Source organism: Rathayibacter sp. AY1A5 (genome assembly GCF_002930875.1).
Classification (GTDB): domain Bacteria; phylum Actinomycetota; class Actinomycetes; order Actinomycetales; family Microbacteriaceae; genus Rathayibacter.
In genome coordinates this window covers 24,241-43,192 of record NZ_PSTM01000013.1, presented here as the reverse complement: position 1 = coordinate 43,192, position 18,952 = coordinate 24,241, and the positions used below count along the sequence as shown (strand labels likewise).

Genomic DNA, 18,952 nt, shown 5'->3' with positions numbered 1-18,952 from the left:
GCTTCGGATCGACGTGCGCACGCGGCGAGTCTAGGGGAGAGCCGGGCGGCGGCCAAGCGGTGTCAGGCGGCCGGCCGCTCGGTCGGCTCGCCCCGCAGGGTCCGGAGCAGGAGGGTCGCGCCGGCCGTGGCGGCGGGGGTGGCGACGACCGCGCCCCCGGGGACGAGGAACGCCAGGTAGACGGCGATGCCGAAGCCGAGCGAGACCGCGCGGTGCTCGCCGAGGAGGCGGCGGCGGTCGCGGAGGGAGAGCCCCCGGGCGTCGCCCGCGAACCCGGTCAGCTCGAGCGCGAGGGCCCTACCGCCGACCAGGGCGCCGGCGACGAGGCCGACGATCGAGCCGACCACCGGCACCAGGCCCAGCAGCACCAGGACCACGCCGATCCCGAGGGAGGTGACGACCAGCACGGCGGAGTCGCGGAGGCCGCGGCCGACCCCCTGCCAGAAGGTGCTCTCGCGCTCGTCGGGCACGCCGCCGAGGTCGTCCTCGACCCGCCGCCAGATCCGCTCGTAGAAGGGGTCGCCGACCAGCAGGGTCACCGCGGCGAAGAGGACCACGCCGAGGGCGAGCACGGCGCCGACCACCGCGATCGAGAGCACCAGGCGGACGGTGGCGGCCGTGCCCTCGTCCCAGCCGCCGGCGAACGGGGTGAGCGCGGTCACCGCGTCCTGCACCCGCGTGAGCACCAGGACCAGCACGCCGACGAAGACCAGGCCGACGATCAGGGGCGGGATCGCGCCGAGGAGCATCGCCCGCGGCGAGCGGACCCAGGTGCGGAAGCCGCGGAGGAAGAGCCGGGCACCGAGGCCGAGATCGCGGAGGACGCTCATCCCCCGATCCTCGCAGGTGGGTCCGGCCCGGCGGTCCGGTAGAACACCCGACCGTGCGGGGTGCGGAGCCTCAGACCCGCTCGAACGGAGCGAGCAGCCCCGCCATCGCCTTCGTCCGCGGCGCGGCGTACTCGTCGCGCCGCGAGGTGCTGACGCCCATCGCGACGAGCCCCTCCACCAGGCGCACCGCCGAGGCGACGCCGTCGATCACGGGCACGCCCAGCTCCCGTGAGAGGTCGCGGCACAGGTCGGCCATGCCCGCGCAGCCCAGCACGATCGAGTCGGACCCGTCGACGGCCAGCGCTTCGGCGCACTCCGCCAGGATCGCGCGGCGGGCGTCGGAGCGGGGGGCGTCGAGTTCGAGCACGGGGATGTCGCAGGCGCGCACCTGACGGCAGGCGTCGCCGAACCCGGCGCGGCGGGCGATGTCCCAGGCGCGGCCGCTCGTGCGCGAGAGCGTGGTGACCACGCTGAAGCCCCGGCCGACGAGCGCGGCCATGTGCATGGCGGCCTCGGCGATCCCCACGACCGGGCCGCTCGCGATCTCGCGCGCGGCATCGACACCCGGGTCGCCGAAGCACGCGACGACCGCGCCGTCGCTGCCGGCCGCCTCCGCCCGGGCGATCTCGTGCAGGACGCCGGGCACGGCGAGCGCCTCGTCGTAGTGGCTCTCGATCGATGCCGGACCCATCGGCGGGGTGACGGCCGTGATGTCGGTGCCGAGCGAGGCGACGGAGCGGGCGGCCCGGCCGATCGCCGCGGTCATCGCAGTGCTGGTGTTCGGGTTGACGACGGTGATGCGCATGGTGGTTCCTCGCTTCGGGTGCCGGGAGGGGGAGGGGCCCGCCCGGCCGCCGGTCCGCGGGATGCGGAGCGGCCGGGGCGGATCCCTCCTCCGTGCCGGCCGGATCAGACGGTCGAGCCGTCGCTGACGTTCTCGAGGTCCTCGTCGAGGCGCCCGATCCGCGGCGCGCGCCGCTCGAGCACAGCCATCGTGACGAACCCGAGCCCGCAGCCGAGGAACCAGCTGTAGTCGCCGAGCCAGGTGAACTCCGCGCCTCCCGCCTCCGCGATCCAGCGCGGCACGAGCACCGAGGCGACGGAGGGGACTCCGCCGATCACGGTCGCCCAGACGGCGTTGGGGTTGAAGCCGCGCGAGAACCAGTAGCGGCCCTTCTCGCTCATCGTGTAGAGGTCGTCCACCCAGACGCGCTGGCGGCTGATCAGGTAGTAGCCCGCGATGAGGACGCCGAACAGCGGTCCGATCAGCGCGCCGAGGATGCCGAGCGTGTAGTGGATGGCGGTGTCGTTCGAGTACCAGTTCCACGGGGTGAGCAGCACCGAGCCGACGGCGGCGATCATGCCGCCCATCCGCCAGCTGATCTTCTTCGGGTTGACGTTCGAGAAGTCGAACGCGGGGGAGATGAAGTTGGCGACGATGTTGATGCCGATCGTCGCGATGACGAACGTGAGCCCGCCCAAGAGCACGGCGAACCAGGTGTCGATCCGCTCGACGGTCTCGATCGGGTCGGTGATCAGCTCGCCGAAGACCGGCACGGTCGCCGACGCGGTGATCACGGTGAGGAGGGAGAAGAAGAGGAAGTTGATCGGGAGGCCGAGCAGGTTGCCGCGCTTCACGGCGCCGTAGCTGCGGGCGTACCGGGAGAAGTCGCCGAAGTTGAGCATCGGGCCCGAGAAGTAGGAGACGACCAGGGCGACGGCCGAGATCATCACCGGCACCGCGGCGGCGAGGTCGAGCGGCTCGCCGGAGCCGAGGGTGAGCGAGATGTTCTCCCAGCCCGCCTGCGACACCAGGTAGACGGCCAGCACGAGCATCACCACGTAGACCGCCGGTCCCGCCCAGTCGATGAAGCGGCGGATCGACTCCATGCCCCGCCAGAACAGCGCGGCCTGCGCGACCCAGAGGATCGCGTAGGAGAGGTAGCCCAGGGCCGAGAGGCCGAGGAACGACGCCTCGGGCGTGTTCAGGGCGGCCGTGCCCGGGAAGAACTTGAGGAAGACGATGTTCAGCGACTGCGCCGCCAGGTAGGTCTGCACGCCGTACCAGGCGATCGCGATCAGTCCGCGGATGATCGCCGGGATGTTCGCGCCGCGGATGCCGAAGATCGCCCGGTTGATGACGGGGTAGGGCACGCCGGTGACCTGGCTGGGCTTGGCGACGAGGTTGCAGAAGACCTGCACGATCACGATGCCCACCACCAGGGCGACGAGCACCTGCCAGCCGGCCAGGCCCAGTGCGAAGAGCGAGCCCGCGGTCACGTACCCGCCGACGCTGTGCACGTCCGACATCCAGAACGCGAAGATGTTGTAGCTCGACCAGCGCTGCTTCCGGAGCGGGGCGAGGTCCTCGTTGGAGAGGCGGTCGTCGTAGCCGGCGCTCGCCGCGGCGGCGGGATCCGGATCGACGGGGGGAGCGGTGACTCGGGGTGCGATGACGCGGTCGGACATGGGTGGATCCACCTCTCGGGCGGTCGTGCGCAGAGCGGCACGGAGCGGATGTGTCAGGGTGGTCGGGACGTCCGGCCGAGGAGGCGGGGCGTCGCGGAGAGCGTTCCGAGTGAAGTGATCACTTCACGCGGGCCACGCTACGAGTCGGGAGGCCGCCGCTCGTTTCGGCTCCGTTACGGCTGTGTGACGATCCGCGAGAGGGGACGGGCCATGCCCTCCGACGACACCGCGCCCGACGAGGCGGCCGCCCGGGCGATCGCGGACGGGGCCGGACTCGGCGCCCGGCTGCGGGAGCTGCGGCTCTCGGCGGGCCTGTCGCTGAAGGCACTCGCCGGGCGACTCGGCATCTCCGTGAGCGCCGTCTCGCAGATCGAGCGCGGAGCCATGCAGCCCTCGGTCGGCCGGCTGATCGCCCTCGTGGACGCGCTGGGGGTCCCGCTGTCCGCCGTGTTCGACCAGGGCGCGTCGGCGCCGGTCGAGACCGCGGTCGTCCGGGCGCGCGAGTCGGCGCCCGTGGCGCTCGAGGGCGGAGTGCTGTTCCGCCGTCTGGCGCCGCGTCCGCTGGACGCCGTCGACTTCTTCGAGTCGACCTACCCGCCGGGCTCGACCTCGACGGCGCACCGGCAGCTGCTCCGCCACGACGGGTTCGAGATGGGGACGGTGACGCTCGGAGAGCTGACGGTCGAGTTCGAGGACGAGTCGGTCGTCCTCGGGCCGGGCGACGCCATCACGTTCCCGTGCGAGCGGCCGCACCGCATGGTCAACACGGGCTCGACCACGGCGATCGCGACCTGGCTGATCGTCCACCGCTGACACCGCGCCGGTGCTTCGTGCCGGACCCCTGGCGGCACCACCTGCGTATGGGACCCTGGTCCTCGCTCCTCCACAACGGGCGGACGACCGTCTCCTGTCCACACCCCGGTCGGGATCGGGGCGCGGCGGGCCCTCGGTGTCGGTACCGCCTGGTGGGCTGGTCTCCTCGACCGAGGGGTGCGGAACGTGGAGGAGCGGATGGACGGCAGGAACGACGAGGGGTGCCCGCGCTGGTGCGCGGGCGAGCACGACGAGCTGGTCGCGGCGGGGGAGCGGCTGCACCGCTCCGCGGCGAGCTCGCTCCCGGTGGTGCTCTGGGCGGGCCGAGACGGGGCCGCGGGCGCGACGGTGCACGTCTCCCTATGCCGCCCGGGGGAGTCGGGGGAGGACAGGCTCCGCCTGGAGGCCGACGGGCTCGGCGAGGTCGACCTCGATCTCAGCTCGGGGTCGCGGCTGGCCGGCGCGGTGCTCCGGCTACTCGGCGCCTCGTGAGGTGCGCGGCGGATCGGGCGGCAGGAGGTCCGTCAGCTCGATCTCGAGCGCCTCGCAGAGCGCGAGGAGGGTGTGCAGCGTGGGGTTCGCAGGCGAGCCGGGCTTCGACTCGCCCTTCTCGAACTTCTGGTAGGTGTAGCCCGCGAGCCCGGCCGCGTGGGCGATCCGCTCCTGGCTGGCGCCCTTGGCGATGCGGGCCCGGTGCATGTTGGTGCCGAGCTCGCGGGCGTAGGTCGCCCAGTCGCGCTCGGGAGTGGGTGTCGACATGCCCGCCAGCTTCGGAGAAGTTCGGCCGCGGGTCAGCCATACACGGATGGGAAATTCCCGGTGGTCATACCCGGGTGACCACCGGCGGCGCCTCCGGAGCCCCGAGGGCCCCGCGACGGCAGCGCCTAGTATGGCCGGGTGCCAGTGAACCCCGAACTCGTCGGGCGCGTCTTCGCGCCCACGGAGCCCTATCAGGTGGGGCGCGAGAAGGTGCGCGAGTTCGCCCGCGCCGTCTCCGCGACCTCCCCCCTGCACCACGACGTCGAGGCCGCCCGCGCCGCCGGGCACCCCGACCTCGTCGCTCCGCCCACCTTCGCCGTCGTCGTGCAGGAGTTCACGCTCCAGCAGCTGCTCGCCGAGCCCGACGGCGGGATCGACTTCAGCCGCGTCGTGCACGGAGACCAGCGCTTCGTGCTGTCCCGTCCGGTCGTCGCCGGCGACGAGCTGACCGCGACCCTCTCGGTCGCCGCCATCAAGAAGCTCGGCGCCCACTCGATGGTCACCACCGAGTCCCGCATGGTCGACGCGAGCGGCGAGCACGTCGTCACCGCGATCTCGACCCTCGTGGTCAGGGGAGACGAATGAGCACCGCACTGCCCGCTCTCGCCGAGCTGAGCGTCGGCCAGGTCCTCGCCGAGAGCCGCTTCCCGATCGACCGCGGCACCCTGGTGCGCTACGCGGGCGCCTCGGGCGACTTCAACCCCATCCACTACCGCGACGACGTCGCCGCCGAGGTCGGCCTGCCCGGCGTGCTCGCGCACGGCATGCTCACGATGGGCACCGCGGTGCAGGTCGTCGTCGACTGGGTCGGCGACCCCGGACGCGTGGTCGACTACCAGGTGCGCTTCACCCGCCCCGTCGTGGTGGACCCGCGCGACGGCGCCGCCATCGACGTGGTCGCCAGGATCGGTGCTGTGAACGCCGAGGAGGGCTGGGTCCGCGTCGACCTCGCCGTCTCGGTCGAGGGCCAGTCCGTCCTCGGCAAGGCCCAGGCACGGGTCCGACTCGCGTGACCTCCGCGCCGCTGCTCTCCGCCCTGACCACCCTCCGCGTCGGCGGACCCGCCGAGCGCCTCGTCGAGCCCGCCACCGAGGCGGAGCTGGTCGAGACGCTCGTCGGCCTGTGGTCGGACGACGAGCCGTGGCTGCTGCTCGGCGGCGGCTCCAACCTCCTCGTGGGCGACGACGGGGTCGAGGGCACGGTCGTGCGCGTGCGCACCACCGGCGTCGAGCGGCTCCCCTCCGACGAGCCGGGGCGCGTGCTCCTGCGGGTCCAGGCGGGCGAGTCGTGGGACGGCCTCGTCGCGACGACCGTGGAGCGCGGCTGGGCGGGCCTCGAGGCCCTCAGCGGCATCCCCGGCACGGTCGGTGCGTCGCCCGTGCAGAACATCGGCGCCTACGGCCAGGAGCTCTCGGACACGCTGGTCGCGGTCGACTTCCTCGACGAGGGCGCCCGCGAGCCCGTCCGGCTGACGGCGGAGGAGCTGCAGTTCGCCTACCGCACCTCCGTGATCAAGCAGGGCCGCCGGGGCGCGGTGCTGGCCGTCGAGTTCGCGCTCGAGGAGGTCGGCGCCGAGGGCGACGGCACTCCCGTCGCCTACGGTCAGCTGGCGTCGGCGCTCGGAGTCGCGCTCGGCGACCGCGTGCCGCTCGCGCGGGTGCGCGAGACCGTGCTGGCGCTGCGTGCGGGCAAGGGCATGGTCCTCGATCCGGAGGACCCGGACACCGCGAGCGCCGGCTCCTTCTTCACCAACCCCCTCGTCACGAGCGCGTTCGCCGACTCCCTGCCGCCCGAGGCGCCGCGCTGGCCGGTCGAGCCGACGGCGGAGGCGCCCGTCATCAATCCGCTCGCCGCGGTCGAGGCCGGAGCGCCCGTCGGGCTGCCCGTGCCTCCCCGCGCCGACGGCCTGGTGAAGCTCAGCGCCGCGTGGCTGATCGAGCACGCCGGCGTCTCGCGCGGTTTCGCCCTGCCCGGCTCGCGGGCCGCCGTGTCGAGCAAGCACACCCTCGCCCTGACCAACCGCGGAGGAGCGACGGCCGAGCAGGTCGCCGAGCTCGCCCGGTACGTCCAGGGCCGCGTCCTGGCGGAGTTCGGCGTGCTGCTGCACCCCGAGCCCGTCGTGGTCGGCACCGCGGTCTGAGTCCGCGCGGTCTGCGTGCGCAGGCCCCGCGTTCCGGGGGACGCGCGCCCTCCGGGCGCGGCCTCCTCCGGCTCAGCTGTCGCGGCGGATCCAGCGGAAGCCGAAGCGGCAGGCGACGAGCCCCACGACGAGCCAGATCCCGAGCACCAGCGCGACGCCGCCGAGGTCCCACGACCCGTTCACCTCCGCCTCCTCGAATCCGCTCGGCAGGAACACGGCGCGCATGCCCTGCGCGATCCACTTGAGCGGGAAGACGCTCGCCGTGTTCTGCAGCCAGTCCGGCAGCGTCGTGAACGACAGGTACGACCCCGAGATGAACTGCAGCACGAGCAGCGGCGGCACGATCACGGCGGTCGCGCTCTTGCCCGAGCGGGGCAGCGCGGAGACGGCGATGCCGAGGATGGCCGACGTCGCGACTCCTGCCAGGTAGACCCAGGCGAAGGTCGCCCAGCGTCCGCTGTCGGTGGGCAGCTCGACCGAGAACACCGTCGCCGCGACGAGGAGCAGCAGGGCCGTCTGCGCGAGGCTCGTCACGAGCACCTGGCCGAACTTGCCGATGAAGTAGCTGAAGACCGGCAGCGGTGCTCCCGCGAGGCGCTTGAGCGTGCCGTCGCCGCGCTCGACCGCGATGTCGACGCCCAGGTTCTGGACGCCCGAGAGCAGGATCCCGGCCGCGGCCAGGCCCGGCACGTAGTACTCCGCCATCGGGATGCCCGGGTCCTGCGGGTTCGCCTGCATCACCGCGGTGTCGCCGAACGCGACCGAGAAGATCGTCAGGAGCAGCACCGGGAAGAGGAAGGTGAAGAACACCTGGTCCGGAGCGCGGAAGTACGAGCGGATCTCGTAGCGGGCCCGGGCGAGTCCGAGGCGGACGGTGCGTCCCGGGCCGGTGGAGAGAGTGCGGGGGCGGGTGGCGACGGCGGTCACGCGGGCTCTCCGATCAGGTCGACCGCGTCGCGGTCCTCGCGGATGAGGTCGAGGTAGATGTCCTCGAGGCTGGGGCGGACGACCTCGAGGGCCGTCGGCTCACCGATCCGGGAGTGCAGCTCGGCGACGGTCCGGGCGGGCTCGGTGGTGCGCAGCCGGTGCAGCACGCCGTCCTCGCGCCACTGCACGATCGGGACGCGCGCCTCGTCCCCTCCGATCGCGCTCATCGGGCCGATGGCCAGGAGCCGCCCGCCGGAGATCACGGCGGCGCGGTCGCCGAGGCGGGCGGCCTCGTCGAGGTAGTGGGTGGTGAGCAGGATGGTCGTGCCCTCGCTCTTGAGCAGAGCGATCAGGTCCCAGAAGGAGTGGCGGGCCTCGGGGTCGAATCCCGTGGTGGGCTCGTCGAGGAACACCAGCTCGGGACGGCCGATGATGCCGAGGGCGACGTCGACACGGCGGCGCTGGCCGCCGGAGAGGCGCCCGATGCGCGAGCGGGCCTTGGACGTCAGCCCGACGGCCTCGATGGTCTCGTCGACGTCGCGCGGTCGCGGATAGAGGCTGGCGAAGTGCGCGATCTGCTCGCGGACCGTCGCGTTGCCGGACTCGCCGCTGGACTGCAGGACGATCCCCAGACGCGCCTTCCACGCCAGGTCGCCGTGGCGCGGGTCGACCCCGAGCACCGACACCTCGCCGCCGGAGCGGTCGCGGTAGCCCTCGAGGATCTCGATGGTCGTCGACTTGCCGGCGCCGTTAGGGCCGAGGAGCGCGAAGGTCTCGCCCCGGTGGATGTCGAAGGAGACTCCCGCGACCGCCGGAGCGCCCCCGTAGTCCTTCCGCAGGTCGCGGACTCGGACGGCGTGGTCTTCGCTCATCGTCACAGCGTGCCCTGTCGCACCCCTCCGGCGACAGTGATCCCCGATTTCCGCCTCCCTCTTGCCCTCCCCGCCCCGAGATGCCAGGCAGCCCTCACCTGTCGGACAGGCCCGTCGCAGTACCCGCCGGTCACCGTGAGGCACGGTCGAGCGGCGACCGGCGATCCGCGTGTCGGCGGATCGTCGTCCGCGCTGCGCACCCCGCTCTCTGCGACGCACCCCCGTCGTCGAGCCGCCGCTGCCGATCGACGGCGCAGGCGGAGGAGGGCTAAACGGTGCCGAAGAGCCGCTGCAAGCGGCGCACGCCCTCGAGGAGCGCGTCGTCGCCGAGGGCGTAGGACAGGCGGAGGTAGCCGCTCGGACCGAAGGCCTCGCCGGGGACGGTGGCGACCTCGGCCTGCTCGAGGACGAGGTCGGCGAGCTCGAGGGAGGTCGTCGGGGTGGTGCCGTTCCACTCGCGGTTCAGCAGCCCGTTCACGTCGGGGTAGACGTAGAACGCGCCGCCGGGGGTGGGGCACTCGATCCCGTCGATCGCGTTCAGCTCGGCGACGATGGTGCGGCGGCGGCGGTCGAAGGCCAGGCGCATCTCCTCGGCCGGCTCCTGCGGGCCGGTGAGGGCGGCGATCGCGGCGCGCTGCGAGATGTTCGAGACGTTGCTCGAGAGGTGCGACTGGAGGTTCGAGGCGCCCTTGATCGCGTCGGCCGGGCCGACCATCCATCCGACGCGCCAGCCGGTCATCGCGTAGGTCTTCGCGACGCCGTTGACGAGGATCGTCCGGTCGCGCAGGGCCGGCACCGCCTCGACGATCGAGGTCGCGTGCTCGAGCGGGCTCGCGTCGTCCTGGTCGCCGGTGGAGTAGACGAGGTTCTGGTAGATCTCGTCGGCGATGATCCAGAGGCCGTGCTCCTCGGCCCACTCGCCGATCTCGCGGGTCTGCTCGGCCGAGTAGACGGCGCCGGTGGGGTTGGAGGGGGAGACGAACAGGAGCACCTTGGTGCGCTCGGTGCGCGCGGCCTCCAGCTGCTCGACCGTGACCAGGTAGCCCTGGTCGGCGCCCGCGAACACGTCCACCTGCACGCCGCCGGCGAGCTTGATCGCCTCGGGGTAGGTGGTCCAGTACGGGGTCGGCACCAGCACCTCGTCGCCGTCGTCGAGGAGGGTCTGGAAGGCCTGGTAGACGGCCTGCTTGCCGCCGTTGGTGACCACGACCTGCGAGGGGTCGACGGCCCATCCGGAGTCGCGCGCCGTCTTCTCCGCGATGGCCGCGCGGAGGTCGGGGAGGCCCGCCGCGGGGGTGTAGCGGTAGTTCCCCGGGTCGAGCACGGCGGCCGAGGCGGCCTCGACGATGTGCTCGGGAGTGAGGAAGTCGGGCTCGCCGGCGGCGTAGGAGACGACCGGGCGGCCCTGGGCCTGGAGGGCCTTCGCCTTGGCGTCGACCTTCAGAGTGGCGGACTCGGCGATGGCGGCGATGCGGGCGGAGATGCGCGTGGTGGAGGACACGACGGCCAGCGTATCCTGCGCGCGCACGGGGCTCCGAGGCCCCCCGCCGCTCGGCTGGACACGCCCAGCGGGTCCACGTACACTCGTCCGAGGTAGTCGATCTCTGCCCTCATCCACAGCGCCCGCGAGGGTCGTGGCGGTGGGGCGGCGGGTCGGTCTCCTCCTCGGATGCTCGCAACGGCATCCATAGGGCGGTGGCTCAATTGGTAGAGCAGCGGTCTCCAAAACCGCAGGTTGCAGGTTCGAGCCCTGTCCGCCCTGCACATCGATGCCCGTCGCACGCGGTCCCCGCGACGCTGCGGTCATCGGTCCAGGGCCGCCCATGACGGGCGGTCGGCCACACCGGAGGTTCCGGTGCGGGAAAGGTGCGTGCAGGTGGCCGGGAAAGCAGTCGACGAGCCGAGCGAGGACGTCGTCGCGATCGCCAATCAGCAGCGAGCCGCGCGGCGCAACCCGTTCGCGCGCATCGCCCTCTTCATCCGGCAGGTCATCGCCGAGCTGAAGAAGGTCGTGACGCCCACCCGCAAGGAGCTGGGCAATTACGTCGTGGTCGTGCTGATCTTCGTCGTCATCATGATGGCGCTGGTGTCCTTCCTCGACTGGGTGTTCGCCCTGGCCGTGACGTACGTGTTCGGCACACCCGCCGCCTGACCCGAGAGCATCCGGGCCGCGCGAGCGGAGGGTGCCGGCGACAGCGGGACGCGCCCCGAGGGGCGCGACCGATCGATCGAGAGAGAGTTGTGACGAGTGTCTGACAGAAACCGCGACGACGTCGACTGGGCGACGGCTGCCGAGCAGTCGTCGGAGGTCGAGGAGGAGCAGGAGGGCGACGTCCAGTCGCAGGCTGAGGACGCCGTCGAGCCCGCCGAGCAGGGTGCGCTGAGCATCATCGACGAGAACGAGTCCGAGGACGACCTCGCCTCCGACCTCGAGGCAGCGCTGGACGCCATCGGCTCGGTCGACGACCCCGAGGCCGACTCCGCGGTCGACGAGGCCGCGCACATCGACACCGTCGAGGAGGCCGAAGCGGCCCTCGAGGCCGTCGAGGACGAGGCCGAGGTCGCCGCCGAGGACGCCGAGTCCGCCGGTGAGGACCTCGCCGACATCGACCCGTACGAGGCCTTCCGCACCGAGCTGCGCGGCAAGCCGGGCAAGTGGTACGTCATCCACTCCTACGCCGGCTTCGAGAAGCGCGTGAAGTCGAACATCGAGAACCGCAAGGTCTCGCTCGAGGCCGAGGACTACATCTTCGAGGTCCAGGTCCCGATGGAGGACGTGGTCGAGATCAAGAACGGCCAGCGCAAGATGGTCACCCGCGTGCGCATCCCCGGCTACGTGCTGGTGCGCATGGACCTCAACGAGGACTCGTGGTCGGTCGTCCGCCACACGCCGGGCGTCACCGGCTTCGTGGGCAACGCCCACAACCCGACCCCGCTGCGCTTCGAGGAGGCCTTCACGATGCTGAAGAGCCTCGTCGAGATCAAGGACGTCGCCCCCTCGAAGACCTCCGGCGCCAAGGGCCAGAAGCAGGCCCAGCGCGTGCTGCCCGCCGAGGTCGACTTCGAGATCGGCGAGACCATCACCATCAAGGAGGGCTCGTTCGCGGGTCTTCCCGGCTCGATCAGCGAGATCAAGCCCGAGAGCGGCAAGCTCACCGTGCTCGTCTCGCTCTTCGAGCGCGAGACCCCGGTCGAGCTGTCGTTCGACCAGGTCACCAAGCTCTGACGCGTCGCCTCCGCGCCGCCTGAACGCCCCCTCCGCACGTCGGAGGGGGCGTTCGCCGTTCCGGGCGGCGCCCCCTCCGGCACCGCCCCACGCGCCCCCGGGCGTCGGCCCCTCCTCCGCCCTGTCGGGGGTGGCCCCGCTCGTGTAAGCTCGTACGGGTTTTCGTGTCGGCGCCCGCCTCTGTGCGCGCCGGACGACCCTCCTCCACCGCGATCCGGCACCGTCGGATGCGCGGGAGAGCGGCCGGGAGCCCCCGACCGCTCGAACCCTGAGAAAAGGAATCAGAATGGCCCCCAAGAAGAAGGTCACCGGCCTGATCAAGCTCCAGATCAAGGCCGGCGCGGCCAACCCCGCGCCCCCGATCGGTCCGGCGCTCGGTCAGCACGGCGTCAACATCATGGAGTTCTGCAAGGCGTACAACGCGCAGACCGAGTCGCAGCGCGGCAACGTCATCCCCGTCGAGATCACCGTCTACGAGGACCGCTCGTTCACCTTCGTGCTGAAGACCCCGCCCGCGGCGGAGCTCATCAAGAAGGCCGCCGGCGTCGCCAAGGGCTCCTCGACCCCGCACACCGTGAAGGTCGCGAAGCTCACCCAGGCGCAGGTCCGCGAGATCGCCGAGGCGAAGCAGGTCGACCTGAACGCCAACGACATCGACGCCGCCGCGAAGATCATCGCCGGCACCGCCCGCTCGATGGGCATCACGGTCGAGTAGCGCGACGCGCTGCTCGACGGCGGGAGCGACGCACCCACCGGCGCGGACCCACCGCGGAAGCCTCGAGAACCCGACGGCGGCCCCTCAGCGGGGTCGCACGCCCGGTCCGGATACGCTTCCGCGGGACCTCCCCGCCTCCCGCGAGCAGCAGTCACGGCCGCGATCGCGGCACCACCAGAACTCCATCACCCCCGTGGGAGAGCCCGCCAGGCTCTAGAACCACATTCTCGTTTCAAGGAGAAACAACATGGCACAGAAGTCGAAGGCCTACCGGGCCGCCGCGGCCAAGCTCGAAGAGGGCAAGTTCTACACGGCCGACGAGGCCGTCGCGCTCGCCCGCGAGACCGGTTCCGCCAAGTTCAACAGCACCGTCGAGGTCGCCCTCAAGCTCGGTGTCGACCCCCGCAAGGCCGACCAGATGGTCCGCGGCACGGTCATCCTGCCCCACGGCACGGGCAAGACCGCCCGCGTCATCGTGTTCGCGACCGGTCCGGCCGCCGAGGCCGCGCTGGCCGCCGGTGCCGACGAGGTCGGCGGCGCCGAGCTCATCGAGAAGGTCGCGGGCGGGTACACCTCGTTCGACTCCGCCGTCTCGACCCCGGAGCTCATGGGCCAGGTCGGCCGTCTCGGAAAGGTGCTCGGCCCCCGCGGCCTCATGCCCAACCCGAAGACCGGCACCGTGACCCCGGACGTGGCGAAGGCCGTGACCGAGATCAAGGGCGGAAAGATCGAGTTCCGCGTCGACAAGCACGCCAACGTGCACCTCGTCGTGGGCAAGGCCGCGTTCACCGAGGAGCAGCTCCAGGAGAACTTCAAGACCGCGCTCGACGAGATCCTCCGCCTCAAGCCGTCCTCCTCGAAGGGCCGCTACATCCAGAAGGCCGCCGTCTCGACGACCTTCGGCCCCGGCATCCCGCTGGACGTCAACGTCCTGGCCTGAGCCGAGCACGCACTGACGTGAGGAGGGGGTCCGCTTCGGCGGGCCCCCTCCTTCGTCGTCCCGGCATACTGGACCGGTGATCCGCCGCTCCGCTCCGCCACGCCTCCCGTGACCGTCCGCCGGGCGTCCCCCGCCGACGCCGAGGCCCTGGCCGAGCTGGCCGCCGCGACCTTCCCGCTGGCCTGCCCGCCGCACACCATCGCGGAGGCGAAGGCCGAGTTCGTGCGCACCGTGCTCTCGGTCGAGCGCTTCCGCGACCACCTCGCCGATCCGCTCCGCTCGCTCCTGGTCGACGACGACTCCGGCGCGCTGACCGGCTACGCGATGCTCGTGCGCGGGGAGCCCGCCGACGCCGACGTCGTCGCGGCGATCCGGCTGCGTCCGACCGTCGAGCTCAGCAAGTTCTACCTCCTGCCCGGCCGGCACGGCTCCGGAGCGGCGGCCGCGCTGATGGCCGCGACCCTCGAGGAGGCGCGGGCACACGGTGCCGCGGGCGTCTGGCTCGGCGTCAACGAGGAGAACGCGCGTGCTCAGCGGTTCTACTCCAAGCACGGCTTCGCGGTCGTCGGCCGCAAGCGCTTCCTTGTCGGCGACCGCTGGGAGGACGACTTCGTCCTCGAGCGCTCTCTCGCCTGACCCTCCCCGCGAGACGCCACCCGGGTACGCGGCACGCTCCGTGTGGCGTACCGGAGCGGCCTCTCGCGGAGATCAGCCCTCGGAGACGGTGAGGACGATCTTGCCGCGGGTGTGGCCCGTCTCGAGCTGCTCGTGCGCCTCGCAGGCGCGGGCGAGGGGGAAGATGCCGTCGATGAAGACGCGGACGTCGCCCGACTCGAGCAGGCGCGAGACCACGCCGAGGGTCGCCCCGTCGGGAGCGACGCGGTAGGTGGAGGCGCGGACGCCCGCAGCGGCCGCCTCCTCGAAGAACCCGGGCCAGCTCCCGGTGGGCGCGTTCACGATCAGGCCCCCGGGGCGGAGGACCCTCAGCGAGCGCGAGCCCGTGTCGTCGTGGACGTTGCCGACCAGATCGATGACCACGTCGACGCCCGACAGCAGCTCGTCGAAGCGCTCGGCGGTGTGGTCGATCACCTGCGCGGCGCCGAGCTCGTGCAGCCACTGCAGGTTGCGGGTCGAGCCGGTCGCGATCACCGAGGCGCCGAAGTAGGCGGCGAACTGCACCGCGAAGTGGCCGACTCCGCCCGACCCGGCGTGGATGAGGATCCGCTGACCCTCGTGCGCCTTGGCGAGCTCGACGACCATGCCCCAGGCGGTGAGCGCCGCGAGCGGGACGCCGGCCGCCTCCACGTGCGAGAGCGTCGACGGCTTCCGCGCGATGGAGACGCTCGGCACGCTGACGTACTCCGCGTAGGAGCCCGAGTAGCGCGGCACCATGACGAAGCCGTAGACCTCGTCGCCCGGCCGCAGCGGATGCGCCGGGTAGGGACTCGAGACGACGACGCCCGAGAAGTCGTGGCCGAGGACCGCCGGGTAGGAGGCGATCTGCGAGGCGACCCCCTGGCCCGCCCGCGTCTTCGCGTCGAGCGGATTCACGCCGGCCGCGACCACCTTCACCGTGAACTCGGCGTTGATGGCGGAGGGGGTCGGCACGGTCGCCAGGTGCAGGGCGGAGGCGTCGCCCGGCGCGTCGATCACCGCCGCCGTCATCGTGTCGGGGAGGACGACCTCCTCCGGGATCTCGCCGATCGCGAGGCCGTGCCCGAGCGCGCTGGTGTGCATCGTCGCCTTTCCTGTCGCTGAGGCGTGCGGGTGGAGCGTGCCGAGGACGTCGCCCCCGATCCCCGCATCCGACGCCGCGACCAGTCAATCGAGGCAATGAGTCGGCGCTGTTACGGGGGTGTCACCCTCGGGAGAAGATTGGCGCGCGGAGCCGCTGGCGCCCGGTCTGGCACGATGAGGGGATGCGACGCCGACGTACCCTGCTGGTCGGCGGTGCCCTCCTGGTCCTGGCCGGGCTCGTGGTCCTCCTGGCCGCCCGGATCAGCATCGGCACCAGCCGCTGGGTCTACGTCAGCGAGATGGGCGCGCCGGACCTGCCGACGGCGGGCGCCTTCGAGGCCGCCCTTCTGCTCGTGGCGGCCGGCGGCGCGCTGATCGCCGCGGGCGCCTGGCCGGTGCGCGCCCGCCTGCTGCCCGCCCTCCGCCCGGCGGGCGCCATCCTCCTGGCGGCCGCCTGCTTCGCGCTCGCCTCGCAGGTGACCTGCACGGCGGGCTGCCCGCTGCCGGTCGGGCCGGCCTTCCGCTGGCAGGACCTCATCCACACCTCGGCCGCCGTGCTCGGCTTCGGGGCCGCCTGCGCTGCGATGCTCCAGCTGGCGACCGTGCGGGGGCGCCCTGCGGTCGCGCGGCTCTCGCTCGCCGCCGGGATCTCGGTGGCGGTCGTCGCCGGAACGGGTGGGATCCTGTCGCTCCTGCGCGTGTGGCTGCGGCTCGGCGGCACGCTCGAGTTCGTGGCGACGGCGATCGCAGTGCTCTGGCTCGCGTTCGTCGGCCTGGTGCTCGCGCTCGAGGACCTCAGCGCCGAGCGAGCCAGCCGCGGACGTGCCCGCGGATCCGGTCCTGCTGAGCGGCGAAGCCCTCGTCCCGCGACGGCACCCGCTCGCAGTCCGCATCCGGAAGAGCCCTAGCCCACGCCTCCGCGACCTCGACCGGGTGCACGGGGTCGCGCTCGGCCGCGATCACCAGGGTGCGCGCGATGACCTCGCCCAGCTCTCCGGAGTCGCGGTAGGCGGCGTTCCGCGGGATCTGGGCGAGCCGGACGGCGCGCTCGGCCGCGCGCGGGGAGCGGAACTGCAGCGTCAGCGCCTCCGCCGACGCGGGGGACACCTCGGCGGCGCGCGCGAACAGGCCCGAGGCGCGGAATATCCGCTCGCCGCGCTTCGCGCCGCGGTCGTGCAGCAGCTGCGCGATGACGGGGAACACGGTGAGGTTCTCGGGCAGCGGCTCGGCGGTGAAGGCGGGACGCACGAAAACGGCGCGGTCGATCGGCAGCACGCGTCGGACCGCGAGGCGCAGGGCGATCGCGGCGCCCATCGAGATGCCGAGCACCGTGAGCGGCTTGTGCGCGGCTCCGGCGCGCACGACCTCCTCCGTCACCTCGTCGGCGAGCGCCTCGAGGGCGAAGTCGCCGGGCGCGCCGAGCAGCTCGGAGGCGCCGTGGGCGCGGACGTCCGGAGCGATGACCTCGCTGCCGGCGGGGAGGGCGGAGCGCAGCAGCCCCAGCGGCTGGGAGCGGTCGCCGCCCAGGCCGTGCAGGAGGAGGACCGTCACCGGGCGCGCGTCCGCTCGTGCAGCTCGGCCATCAGCATCCCCGCCAGCCGCACGAGGATGTGGATCTCGTCCTCGTCGCGGTCGACCCAGCGGGAGTTCGGCTCGCCCTCGATCGGCACGAAGTCGCGGTGCTGCTCCCAGACGACGAGCGTGCGCTCGGCGCCGAGGACGTACTGCTGCCAGAAGACCTGCCGCAGGTAGTGGCGCGGGATGCTCCGCCACGGCTTCGTCGTGGTCTTGATCTCGCAGAGCTCGAGCCGGCCGTCCTCGCGGAGGCCGATGCCGTCGGGCGTGGCGAGGTGGCGCCGCTCCTGGCTCGCGTGGAAGAGGGTGCTGCTGGGCTCGATCGCGTGCTCGCTCCGCACCCAGGCGGCGATCTCGGGCTCGCGGGCGCGGCCGTGGTCGGTGAAGGCGTTGCCGCCGAAGCCGGTGCCGTAGAGCTTGTCGAGCGCTGCCTTGCCGATCGCGGCGGGGGAGGAGAGGCGGGCGACGTCGGTCGCCGTGATGCCGCGCGAGCGGGCGCGGAGCCAGGCGACGCGGTCCGAGGAGTCGGCGACGACCCTCCGGAGGTGCGGGGGCTCGGCGTCCGTGAAGACGGGCTGCGTCTCCCAGGGGAAGGAGAGCTGCAGGTCGGGCACCGATTCATTCTCTGCCCCCTGCGGCGCCCGGTCGAATCGGCACGCCGACCCGCGGCGTCTCACCGGGGCGCGACGGCTCGCGCCGGCGGCTCAGGCGTCGAGGAAGGCGTCGACGTGCGCGGGGGAGAGGAGGTGGCGCCGGACCATCAGGGCGGCGCCGCGGACGCCTCCGCCCTGGGCCGCGGCCTGCACGATGTCGAGCGCGCGGGTCGCCAGGGGGAGGGAGCGGCGGTAGACGACCTCGCGGACCCCGGCGAGGACCTCGTGGCTGGCCTGGGCGATGCTGCCGCCGACGACGATGACGGACGGGTTCAGGAGGTTCACGCAGGTGGCGAGCACCTCGCCGATGTCGCGGCCCGCGGCGCGCGTGAGCTCGACGGTGGTGGGGTCCCCGCCGGTCAGCAGGGTGACGACGTCGGAGGTGCTGGCGGCGTCGATCCCGGACTCGGTCAGGCGGCGGGCGATCGCCGAGCCGCTCGCGATCGCCTCGAGGTCGGCCTCGCCGCGGTCGCCGGGGACCTGCACGTGGCCCAGGTCTCCCGCCGCTCCGAGGGCTCCGCGCTGCAGGGCCCCGCCGCTGACGATCCCGGCTCCGATGCCGGTGGAGACCTTCACGTAGAGGAGGTCGTCGACGTCGGCGTAGTGGTCGGCGTGCTCGCCGAGCGCCAGCAGGTTCACGTCGTTGTCGACGAGGACGGGCACGGGGAGGCGGCGGCCGACGAACTCCGGGATGTCGAAGCGGTCCCAGCCGGGCATGATCGGCGGCTTCACCGGGCGGCCCGTCGCGTGCTCGACGGGTCCGGGGACGCCGACGCCGACTCCCGCGAGCGGGCCGGCCGCCGGAGTCCGGCCGAGCAGGGCCGCGGCGACGTCGAGGGCGTGGCCGAGGACGGCGAGGGGGCCGTCGGCGATGGCGATGCTCTCGCGGCGGCGGGCGAGGACCGTGCCGTCGAGGTCGGTCAGGGCGACGACGGCGTGCGCGGCGCCCAGGTCGACGGCGAGGAGGCTGCGCGCCCGGGGGTCGAAGGCCACGCGGGCGGCGGGACGGCCGCCGGAGGAGGGGGCGTCGTCCTGCCGGGCGACCAGGCCGGAGGCGGTGAGGACGTCGAGCTGGGCGGAGACGGCCGCACGCGGCAGGCCCGTCTCGGCGACCACGTCGGCCCGCGTCCGGGGCGCCCCGTCGGCCAGCAGGAGCAGCAGCTCGCCGACCGCGCTGACGGTGATGCGGCGGCGCGGGGACATGGCCAGAGTCAACCACAGCGCCCGTGCTTCTGTGCGGCGGGTGCCCGACTTGGCGGGCGCGCAGGGCTAGTTTTGCTTGTCCGTGAGCAAAAG

22 protein-coding genes and 1 tRNA gene are annotated in these 18,952 nt (G+C 72.8%); 12 read left to right on the top strand and 11 right to left on the bottom strand.

The window, feature by feature from the left end:
- Positions 1-62 precede the first annotated feature (62 nt).
- The 3 genes from C5B98_RS10625 to C5B98_RS10615 form a co-directional block, all read right to left on the bottom strand.
- Positions 63-830: an EI24 domain-containing protein gene (locus tag C5B98_RS10625; protein WP_104268593.1), complete on the bottom strand. Its 768-nt coding sequence runs from the start codon at positions 828-830 to the stop codon at positions 63-65.
- 70 nt (positions 831-900) lie between these two features.
- Positions 901-1,635: an aspartate/glutamate racemase family protein gene (locus tag C5B98_RS10620; protein WP_104223621.1), complete on the bottom strand. Its 735-nt coding sequence runs from the start codon at positions 1,633-1,635 to the stop codon at positions 901-903.
- A 104-nt stretch (positions 1,636-1,739) separates the two neighbouring features.
- Positions 1,740-3,299: an NCS1 family nucleobase:cation symporter-1 gene (locus C5B98_RS10615; protein ID WP_104223622.1), complete on the bottom strand. Its 1,560-nt coding sequence runs from the start codon at positions 3,297-3,299 to the stop codon at positions 1,740-1,742.
- A 210-nt stretch (positions 3,300-3,509) separates the two neighbouring features.
- Between C5B98_RS10615 and C5B98_RS10610 the strand changes: the two genes are divergently transcribed.
- Complete coding sequence (locus C5B98_RS10610) at positions 3,510-4,112, top strand: helix-turn-helix domain-containing protein (protein WP_104227043.1); 603 nt, start codon at positions 3,510-3,512, stop codon at positions 4,110-4,112.
- Positions 4,113-4,310: 198 nt separating this feature from the next.
- On the top strand, positions 4,311-4,604 hold the full coding sequence (locus tag C5B98_RS10605) for a DUF6907 domain-containing protein (protein ID WP_104227044.1): 294 nt from the start codon (positions 4,311-4,313) through the stop codon (positions 4,602-4,604).
- Here the strand turns inward: C5B98_RS10605 and C5B98_RS10600 are convergent.
- Positions 4,587-4,871 carry a helix-turn-helix domain-containing protein gene (locus tag C5B98_RS10600; protein WP_104223625.1) on the bottom strand — a complete coding sequence of 95 codons (285 nt, stop codon included), beginning with the start codon at positions 4,869-4,871 and terminating at the stop codon, positions 4,587-4,589. The two genes, C5B98_RS10605 and C5B98_RS10600, sit on opposite strands and share 18 nt — an antisense overlap.
- A 138-nt stretch (positions 4,872-5,009) precedes the next feature.
- Between C5B98_RS10600 and C5B98_RS10595 the strand changes: the two genes are divergently transcribed.
- The 3 genes from C5B98_RS10595 to C5B98_RS10585 are packed head-to-tail and all read left to right on the top strand — an operon-like array spanning position 5,010 to position 7,011.
- Positions 5,010-5,456, top strand: a complete 447-nt coding sequence (locus tag C5B98_RS10595) for a MaoC family dehydratase N-terminal domain-containing protein (RefSeq protein ID WP_104227045.1) — start codon at positions 5,010-5,012, stop codon at positions 5,454-5,456.
- Positions 5,453-5,884 carry a MaoC family dehydratase gene (locus C5B98_RS10590; protein ID WP_104327769.1) on the top strand — a complete coding sequence of 144 codons (432 nt, stop codon included), beginning with the start codon at positions 5,453-5,455 and terminating at the stop codon, positions 5,882-5,884. Before C5B98_RS10595 ends, C5B98_RS10590 begins: the two co-directional genes overlap by 4 nt.
- Positions 5,881-7,011, top strand: a complete 1,131-nt coding sequence (locus C5B98_RS10585; RefSeq protein WP_104327768.1) for a UDP-N-acetylmuramate dehydrogenase — start codon at positions 5,881-5,883, stop codon at positions 7,009-7,011. The genes C5B98_RS10590 and C5B98_RS10585 overlap by 4 nt, the downstream gene beginning before the upstream one ends.
- Positions 7,012-7,083: 72 nt before the next feature.
- On the opposite strand, the gene C5B98_RS10580 is transcribed toward C5B98_RS10585, so the two are convergent.
- The 3 genes from C5B98_RS10580 to C5B98_RS10570 all read right to left on the bottom strand — a co-directional run bounded on the left by C5B98_RS10580 (position 7,084) and on the right by C5B98_RS10570 (position 10,320).
- Complete coding sequence (locus tag C5B98_RS10580) at positions 7,084-7,938, bottom strand: ABC transporter permease (protein ID WP_104223629.1); 855 nt, start codon at positions 7,936-7,938, stop codon at positions 7,084-7,086.
- Positions 7,935-8,810 carry an ABC transporter ATP-binding protein gene (locus C5B98_RS10575; protein ID WP_104254889.1) on the bottom strand — a complete coding sequence of 292 codons (876 nt, stop codon included), beginning with the start codon at positions 8,808-8,810 and terminating at the stop codon, positions 7,935-7,937. The genes C5B98_RS10580 and C5B98_RS10575 overlap by 4 nt, the downstream gene beginning before the upstream one ends.
- A 268-nt stretch (positions 8,811-9,078) precedes the next feature.
- Entirely contained in the window at positions 9,079-10,320 is a 1,242-nt protein-coding gene (locus C5B98_RS10570) for a pyridoxal phosphate-dependent aminotransferase (protein ID WP_374953058.1), read from the bottom strand.
- A 179-nt stretch (positions 10,321-10,499) separates the two neighbouring features.
- Here C5B98_RS10570 and C5B98_RS10565 point away from each other — a divergent pair.
- From C5B98_RS10565 to C5B98_RS10540, 6 genes are all read left to right on the top strand, one after another.
- Positions 10,500-10,572 (top strand) — tRNA-Trp (locus C5B98_RS10565).
- Between the two features lie 114 nt (positions 10,573-10,686).
- Complete coding sequence (gene secE, locus C5B98_RS10560; protein ID WP_068208793.1) at positions 10,687-10,962, top strand: preprotein translocase subunit SecE; 276 nt, start codon at positions 10,687-10,689, stop codon at positions 10,960-10,962.
- A gap of 96 nt (positions 10,963-11,058) precedes the next feature.
- Positions 11,059-12,036 carry a transcription termination/antitermination protein NusG gene (nusG, locus tag C5B98_RS10555; RefSeq protein ID WP_104223631.1) on the top strand — a complete coding sequence of 326 codons (978 nt, stop codon included), beginning with the start codon at positions 11,059-11,061 and terminating at the stop codon, positions 12,034-12,036.
- 286 nt (positions 12,037-12,322) lie between these two features.
- Positions 12,323-12,751: a 50S ribosomal protein L11 gene (gene rplK, locus C5B98_RS10550; RefSeq protein ID WP_104223632.1), complete on the top strand. Its 429-nt coding sequence runs from the start codon at positions 12,323-12,325 to the stop codon at positions 12,749-12,751.
- Positions 12,752-12,998: 247 nt separating this feature from the next.
- Entirely contained in the window at positions 12,999-13,691 is a 693-nt protein-coding gene (gene rplA / locus C5B98_RS10545; RefSeq protein ID WP_104223633.1) for a 50S ribosomal protein L1, read from the top strand.
- Between the two features lie 108 nt (positions 13,692-13,799).
- A complete protein-coding gene (locus C5B98_RS10540; RefSeq protein ID WP_104223634.1) occupies positions 13,800-14,327 on the top strand; it encodes a GNAT family N-acetyltransferase in 528 nt (175 codons plus the stop codon).
- 72 nt (positions 14,328-14,399) lie between these two features.
- On the opposite strand, the gene C5B98_RS10535 is transcribed toward C5B98_RS10540, so the two are convergent.
- Entirely contained in the window at positions 14,400-15,428 is a 1,029-nt protein-coding gene (locus C5B98_RS10535) for an NADP-dependent oxidoreductase (protein ID WP_374952914.1), read from the bottom strand.
- Positions 15,429-15,610: 182 nt separating this feature from the next.
- Between C5B98_RS10535 and C5B98_RS10530 the strand changes: the two genes are divergently transcribed.
- The gene (locus C5B98_RS10530) at positions 15,611-16,336 is read left to right on the top strand and encodes a DUF998 domain-containing protein (RefSeq protein WP_104223635.1); all 726 of its coding nucleotides are present in this window, start codon (positions 15,611-15,613) and stop codon (positions 16,334-16,336) included.
- Here the strand turns inward: C5B98_RS10530 and C5B98_RS10525 are convergent.
- The 3 genes from C5B98_RS10525 to C5B98_RS10515 form a co-directional block, all read right to left on the bottom strand.
- Complete coding sequence (locus tag C5B98_RS10525) at positions 16,224-16,979, bottom strand: alpha/beta fold hydrolase (protein WP_181065521.1); 756 nt, start codon at positions 16,977-16,979, stop codon at positions 16,224-16,226. The two genes, C5B98_RS10530 and C5B98_RS10525, sit on opposite strands and share 113 nt — an antisense overlap.
- Positions 16,976-17,608: a YqaJ viral recombinase family protein gene (locus tag C5B98_RS10520; RefSeq protein WP_104223661.1), complete on the bottom strand. Its 633-nt coding sequence runs from the start codon at positions 17,606-17,608 to the stop codon at positions 16,976-16,978. Before C5B98_RS10520 ends, C5B98_RS10525 begins: the two co-directional genes overlap by 4 nt.
- Positions 17,609-17,707: 99 nt before the next feature.
- Positions 17,708-18,859 (bottom strand): ROK family transcriptional regulator, encoded by a 1,152-nt coding sequence (locus tag C5B98_RS10515; protein ID WP_104223637.1) that lies wholly within the window; start codon positions 18,857-18,859, stop codon positions 17,708-17,710.
- Positions 18,860-18,952: the final 93 nt, after the last annotated feature.